Here is a 7,040-nt window from a genome sequence, read left to right as displayed (position 1 = left end):
GAGTGGCCAAAGGGATCAGACTGTAAATCTGACGGCTCCGCCTTCGAAGGTTCGAATCCTTCCCCCTCCACCATTTTCTATTCGTTATTCGTTGTTATTGTCTCTACCTTTCTAACTAATCAATTTGTAGATATTTATGCGTTTGCACCGATAGTCGCCAATTGTGTGCAATACATTCCTTAATCGCTAACGCAGTCGCATTTGGCTTCTGGCTTATTGGCTGCAGACAGACCACCTTTCCGGTCAAGTCCACACCTTCAAGCAAGGACTCTAATTGCTCGATATGCCGCTGAGTCGCAACCGGATGCTTAATCTCATTGGCACGCGCCAACGCCTGTGATTGCACGTTCAAACCACCTTTCATGCCGATTTTTGGTGACACAGTAACCCAAGTTGACTGGCTGCATTTCACTTCAAAGGTGCCGCTCGTTTCAATCTGAGTGGTATAACCCGCGTGATTTAATGAATTGGTGAGTTCAACGAGATCAAACAGACAAGGTTCCCCCCCCGTTAACACCACATGCTTAGCTGAAAACGATTTCTGCTGAAATGCCTGCAGCAGTGTTTCTGCGTCATACCAGGCCCAACGACCAAGCTGACCATCCGTTTGCAATACCTGTTCAGCTGGCACTTCATTTTCCGGCGTTTGCTCCCATGTATGACGGGTATCGCACCATGGGCATCCCACAGGACAACCTTGTAAGCGCACAAAAATTGCTGGCAGGCCAGTATTAACGCCTTCTCCTTGAATGGTTTCAAACACTTCATTGATCGGATATTGCATACGCAGGCTCCTGAAAACTGACAAGGGATATTTCCCTCATTGCGGCGCGCCGTTATATAGCATCTTCTTGAAAATGGCAAACCTGACATCCGATTAAGGAATTCGCGCTATTTTGCGGTAAACTGTGCGCCATTCGCTAATTGAGTGTATCGGAAGATGCTCATGACACAGACAAAAAATCCCCCTATCCGTAAAGCTATTTTAGTCTTTAGTGGCGGTCAGGACTCGACAACTTGTTTAATCCAAGCACTGGAGCAATATGATGAAGTGCATGCGATGACGTTTAACTATGGTCAGCGTCATGCCCATGAAATTGATGTTGCCCGACGGCTTGCCCAAAAGTTAGGGGCCACCAGTCATAAAGTGATGGATGTAGGCCTCCTTAATGAGTTGGCGATCTCCGCGCTGACTCGCGACAGCATCCCCGTGTCGACTGAACTAATGGACAATGGTTTACCCAATACATTCGTGCCGGGTCGCAATATCCTGTTTCTCACACTGGCGGGGATATATGCCTACCAATTGGGTGCCGAGGCGGTGATTACTGGCGTCTGTGAAACTGATTATTCGGGTTATCCTGATTGTCGCCATGATTTTGTACGCGCATTGGAATCGGCGCTGGTTCAAGGGATGGATCGGCCGTTAAAACTCGTGACACCGTTGATGTGGCTCAATAAAGCCGAAACCTGGGCGCTCGCAGATAAATATGGCAAATTAGCGTTGGTTCGCGATGAAACGCTCACCTGCTATAACGGCATTGAAGGTCGTGGTTGTGGAGAGTGTCCCGCCTGTAAACTACGCCAACACGGTCTTGATGAATATCTGTCTAATAAGGCAATCATACAGCAACAACTGACACAAAAGAGCCGCACAGAATGAGTTGGCGTGACTCGCCATGGCTGACAGTATTGGCTGTCAGCTTACTCTGCGTTACGCTGCAGTGGTCAGGGGCGACCGAAGCACTGGAATATCAGCGACAGTTTATTGCTGATGGCCAATGGTGGCGACTATTGACCGGTAATCTACTGCATACCAATAACTGGCATCTGCTGATGAATTTAGCCGGTTTCTGGGTGGTGGTATTTATTCACCGCACGCACTATCACAACTTTCAATTAGCCTGCCTGCTCGCCATATTGCTATTGAGTGAAGGGCTTGGGCTTTGGTTAGCATTCCCAGCGCTCACGGCCTACGTCGGACTGAGTGGTATTTTGCATGGTTTATTTACCTACGGCGCACTTAACGATATCAGAATCGGCTGGCGCTCGGGTTATCTGCTCTTGGCAGGCGTTATTGCCAAGGTTATCTGGGAACAATTTATGGGCGGCAATAGTGAGGTGACACAGCTAATTGGCGCAAGAGTGGCCACTGAAGCACATTTAGTCGGCCTGGTTGACGGAATATTGGCGTTTATGCTGTTCCGTTTCATGTTCACCCTTTTTCCTTTTCAATCCAAAAACAAACGTTAATTTACACTTACCGAGTAAATAATACCGTTACAGACCTCAATGCGAACAAAAAACGTTCATATGTAATGTTTTGTATTTATTGGGTTATATGGCGTATTTATTGAATTACACAACCCTGGATTTTGAGTAAATCGTACCTATTGAGGGCGTTTTCTCAGTGAATGTTATCTACTCCCCCATGGGTAACTTTGTGTTATCAGGGGACATACACTCAGGGTTATAACCATGCCGAAAACCATTCATAGATATGCGCTGTTACTATCACTATTATCCCTGCTTGGGGGGTGTGGTGGCAGTAGCGACAGTTCAAGTAGCCAAGGAAGCAGCTTCAGTCTGCAATTGGTAACCTTGCAAAAAGATACGTTGACCAATACCAATAAAAATAAGTGTCAGGTTTATTATCGCATTGCCAACAGCGACAGTGATGGCAATGCTTACTATTATTACGCGACCAAAGTCAGTGATCCGACAGTGGCACTCTATACCGCTAATGGTACGCTATCGTCAAAACTGACAGTAGACACCACTGGGAAAGTCACTGTCTATGAGAAGGATATTCCGGCAAACGGCTATCTCGGGATCACTACCAAGACTGAAAGTCAGGCTATCACTGAATATAACGTGACAGCCATCAGCAGTGCACTACTATCGGCGATGACGGTCAGCGTCGCCAGTGACGAAACCGATGGGGCCTGTATTTCTGGTACGTATAGTGAAGCATCCAGTACCACCGGTTACATGACAGTGGCGATTGATGACAGCCAATTCACTACCGCTCCGGCTATATACCGTATTGATAATGGCGATAAAGTCACAACAACTGCCAGCAATACGTCGATGAGCATGACGGCCTACAGCAATTCTCCCGTGCTTGTGACTGCTTATGCGCAATATGATAGCAATACCGATACCGCATCCGACATGATGGGTTATGTCTATATCAGCGCATCTGAGCTTTGTTCAAAAACCACCTGTGGCAAATCCGTGCAACTGATCCCGCTGGACCAAACCGGTAGCATTGCATTTTATCACCCGGCAGAAACCGATAGCGCACAGTTAAAACTCAAAGAAGACAGTGTGGTTTATAACTGGCAAACCCTGGCATCAGACAACACTTCATACAGTTATAGCGACGAACTGGCGGATGCCACTTGGTATTACAGCGCCACAGGTAATGACGCCAACTGGACGATCACTCGTCAACAGACGATTACGGAACCGGCTAGCGGTTTTGACGTTGATATTGTGGGTGATCTTGATTTGTCAGACAGCGATCCTGTGATCAGTACAAGCTGCGTTTCAGCGACCTATGCCTGCGTTATAGTTAATGGCATCGACAGTAGCCAGTATAATTATCAGCGTACATTTGTGAGCGCCTATGATGGCACCGACAAATTTATTGCTATGCAGGTGATGGGTGCCGCCAGCGATGAAGTGGTGTTGCCACGAGCAATTGATAGCGAGGGTAACCTTATCATCAGCGCCAATCTTTTAGCGCAAGGTAGCGCCACTGTGAATTTATTGAGCGGCAGCAGTAGCGCACTGTTCCAACAGCAACGAGATGACAACCTTGCCAGCGCACCATACTACTATGGCACGGTGCTGCAAACATTAGCGAGCCAGCAAAGCATTACTCAAAGTTTGGCGGGCGCTAATATTACCAATATCACTCGTAGTAATGCGGGGTAATCTTTTGAAATCAGTTTGCTAGCCACACTCTGACATTGACTTTGAAAAGAAAAACTCATCCGAAAAATCGAATGAGTTTTTGTTTACTTGTCCGGAACATTCAAATTTAAGCTTCTATCAATTGTTGTCTTAGTTCAGCGATTTGGTCGCGAATAGCAGCGGCTTCTTCAAACTCAAGGTCGCGGGCATGCTGTAACATCTGCTTTTCCAAGCGGTCAATTTCATGGGACAGTTCGGAGGCGCTGGCACGAGCTTGATAATGACCTTTAGGTTCGGCGACTTTACGCCAATCTTTGCTGTCATATCCCCCTCGCTCCGTATCACCGACGTCCATGACATCGGTGATACGTTTCACTACACCACGCGGGATAATGCCGTGGTCCAGGTTAAATTGATGCTGCTTCTCGCGACGGCGACTGGTTTCATCCATCGCTTTCGCCATTGAAGGCGTTATCTTGTCGGCATACAGGATCACCTTACCATTCACGTTACGTGCCGCGCGGCCAATGGTCTGGATCAATGAACGTTCTGAACGCAAGAAACCCTCTTTATCCGCATCGAAGATACACACCAGAGACACCTCAGGCATGTCGAGGCCCTCACGCAATAGGTTGATCCCCACCAACACATCAAACAAACCTTTGCGCAGATCCCGAATAATTTCCACACGCTCAACCGTATCCACATCGGAATGCAAATAACGCACTTTTACGCCATGTTCATCCAGATATTCGGTAAGATCTTCAGCCATGCGTTTGGTTAAGGTAGTCACGAGTACCCTTTCGTTAACCGCCACACGTTTTGCCACTTCGGACAAAAGATCGTCCACCTGAATAGCAACCGGTCTGACTTCCACTTCAGGATCCAGTAACCCGGTTGGTCGCACGACCTGTTCGGCTATTTCTCCGTCGCAGCGTTCCATTTCATAGGGACCAGGCGTCGCGGAGACATAGATAGTCTGAGGCATCAGCGCTTCAAATTCGTCGAACTTCAACGGCCGGTTATCTAATGCAGACGGCAAACGAAAACCATACTCCACCAGTGTCGTTTTCCGTGAGCGGTCACCTTTATACATGGCGCCAATTTGCGGCACGGTGACATGCGATTCATCAATGATCATCAAGCCATCGGCAGGCAGATAATCCAGCAGTGTTGGCGGGCCCTCTCCGGGACGTCGCCCCGACAGGTAACGCGAATAGTTTTCGATGCCTGAGCAGTAACCGAGTTCTACCATCATTTCAATATCGTATTGCACGCGCTCTGTCAGCCGCTGTGCTTCTACCAACTTATTGGTGTCTAACAACTGCTGACGCCTCTCTCGCAGTTCTTCTTTAATCAGCTCCGTTGCCGCGAGAATTTTTTCTCTGGGCGTCACATAGTGTGTCTTGGGATACACGGTGGTGCGCGCAAGGCGTTTACTGATGTGGCCGGTTAATGGATCGAACATCGATAACTGTTCAATTTCGTCGTCAAACAGCTCGACTCGGATAGCATCTCGTTCTGATTCTGCCGGGAAGATATCGATAACTTCCCCCCGAACTCTGAACGTCCCTCGAGCCAATTCAATATCGTTTCGCGTGTATTGCAGCTCACTCAATCTTTGCAAAATATCACGCTGGCCCATGATGTCGCCCTGGCGCAAATGCAACATCATCTTCATATAGGAATCTGGGTCACCCAGCCCATAGATAGCGGAAACCGAGGCCACCAGTACCACATCTCGGCGTTCTAACAATGCTTTAGTGGCGGACAAGCGCATCTGTTCAATATGGGCATTAACCGAAGCGTCTTTTTCAATGAACGTGTTTGTTGCTGGAACATAAGCTTCCGGTTGATAGTAATCGTAATAGGATACGAAATACTCCACCGCGTTATGCGGGAAAAACTCTTTCATCTCTCCGTACAACTGAGCCGCGAGAGTTTTGTTAGGCGCCATGATGATCGTTGGACGCCCCATTGTTGCAATCACGTTGGCCACAGTGAAGGTTTTGCCTGAACCGGTTACGCCCAACAAGGTCTGATGTGCCAGTCCTGCTCCCAACCCGTCAATAAGTTGTGAGATGGCAGAAGGTTGATCGCCTGCAGGCTGGTAAGGTGATACTAATTTGAACACTGATTCAGACACGAAATGATCTCCTCCCAAAGAGCCATACATTGTAACCTCCACCACACGGTCTTACCACCGAGCTTAACTGCAGATTATCTGGGGATTGCCGTTATAACAGCGCATGCTGAAATTCAATAACGGCATCATAAATGGCATCTGCTATGCACAATTTTGAGTCAAAGCACCAATTTAATGCACAAGGCCAACTGATTAATTTCTTACAAATTGATTACAACTCCAGTCAACTTTTATTCGACTGCTTGACTTTTTTAAATCATTGTTTCTTATCTTTTTTATTTTTTGCCGAGTTTTTTACCCGATTTAAGTCGACCCTAGAATCCATAGGGGTTTGCGGCGAATTTACCAGACAAACTCACAGGGTTATCCACAGATTCAGTGGATAACTGAATCCAGCCCTGTAACCATGCGGGGTTGCGATTTTTCCACTATCGCACCACTGGCCTATTTTTTTCTGAAAAAAAATTACATTTAAAAAGTTATGTGGTGGAAAATGGCACAATGCTCACAAAATGCACAGATTGTTATGCTTTTTTTAACTTGATGAGGATTCGTTAATTCCCGAAATTGAAGTGGTTGCGTATGACGATGATACGACAATGTAGCCGGTGGATAATTATCACAAATACTGCACATTTCAGCGATAGTAGTACATGGCTAATTATACTCAAGATTACGCCCCTCATCCCCACCTGATCTGCGGAATAATCCGTCAGCAAATGCTTGCCTTAGCTGTTATTTTTTAAGCATTATCCTGCGAATTTATGCAGTAAAGCGGTCTCGTGGACATTAGATAAGCAATTAAGCCCATTACAACGCTTTTTTTGAAATGTCGAGTTGACTCAACTTCGAGAGCGATTTACTATGCGCTCCGTTCTTCAGAGACGCAATCTGCGATTCCCCTGTAGTTCAGTCGGTAGAACGGCGGACTGTTAATCCGTATGTCACTGGTTCAAGTCCAGTCAGGGGAGCC

At 47.1% G+C, this 7,040-nt stretch carries 5 protein-coding genes and 1 tRNA gene; 4 read left to right on the top strand and 2 right to left on the bottom strand.

Going from position 1 to position 7,040, the window contains the following annotated elements:
• Window positions 1-115 precede the first annotated feature (115 nt).
• The gene (queE, locus tag PY479_RS17230) at window positions 116-784 is read right to left on the bottom strand and encodes a 7-carboxy-7-deazaguanine synthase QueE (protein ID WP_212593558.1); all 669 of its coding nucleotides are present in this window, start codon (window positions 782-784) and stop codon (window positions 116-118) included.
• 162 nt (window positions 785-946) lie between these two features.
• On the opposite strand from queE, the gene queC reads away from it, so the two are divergent.
• The 3 genes from queC to PY479_RS17215 all read left to right on the top strand — a co-directional run bounded on the left by queC (window position 947) and on the right by PY479_RS17215 (window position 3,942).
• The gene (gene queC / locus PY479_RS17225) at window positions 947-1,663 is read left to right on the top strand and encodes a 7-cyano-7-deazaguanine synthase QueC (RefSeq protein WP_228730301.1); all 717 of its coding nucleotides are present in this window, start codon (window positions 947-949) and stop codon (window positions 1,661-1,663) included.
• On the top strand, window positions 1,660-2,253 hold the full coding sequence (gene rrtA, locus PY479_RS17220) for a rhombosortase (protein WP_212593560.1): 594 nt from the start codon (window positions 1,660-1,662) through the stop codon (window positions 2,251-2,253). The genes queC and rrtA overlap by 4 nt, the downstream gene beginning before the upstream one ends.
• 225 nt (window positions 2,254-2,478) lie before the next feature.
• Entirely contained in the window at window positions 2,479-3,942 is a 1,464-nt protein-coding gene (locus PY479_RS17215; protein WP_212593561.1) for a hypothetical protein, read from the top strand.
• A 106-nt stretch (window positions 3,943-4,048) separates the two neighbouring features.
• Here PY479_RS17215 and uvrB read toward each other — a convergent pair whose 3' ends face one another.
• On the bottom strand, window positions 4,049-6,067 hold the full coding sequence (gene uvrB / locus PY479_RS17210) for an excinuclease ABC subunit UvrB (RefSeq protein WP_275484507.1): 2,019 nt from the start codon (window positions 6,065-6,067) through the stop codon (window positions 4,049-4,051).
• An 898-nt stretch (window positions 6,068-6,965) separates the two neighbouring features.
• Here uvrB and PY479_RS17205 point away from each other — a divergent pair.
• Window positions 6,966-7,038 (top strand) — tRNA-Asn (locus tag PY479_RS17205).
• Window positions 7,039-7,040: the final 2 nt, after the last annotated feature.

This window comes from Shewanella sp. A32 (genome assembly GCF_029167175.1).
Lineage (GTDB): Bacteria > Pseudomonadota > Gammaproteobacteria > Enterobacterales > Shewanellaceae > Shewanella > Shewanella yunxiaonensis.
The sequence above is the reverse complement of the archived record's forward strand: the minus strand, read 5'-3'. Positions and strand labels throughout refer to the sequence as shown.

Coding starts and splice junctions, on each gene's coding strand:
- rrtA (WP_212593560.1), top strand. CDS start 1,660: ATGAGTTGGCGTGACTCGCCATGGCTGACAGTATTGGCTGTCAGCTTA.
- queC (WP_228730301.1), top strand. CDS start 947: ATGACACAGACAAAAAATCCCCCTATCCGTAAAGCTATTTTAGTCTTT.
- PY479_RS17215 (WP_212593561.1), top strand. CDS start 2,479: ATGCCGAAAACCATTCATAGATATGCGCTGTTACTATCACTATTATCC.
- queE (WP_212593558.1), bottom strand. CDS start 784: ATGCAATATCCGATCAATGAAGTGTTTGAAACCATTCAAGGAGAAGGC.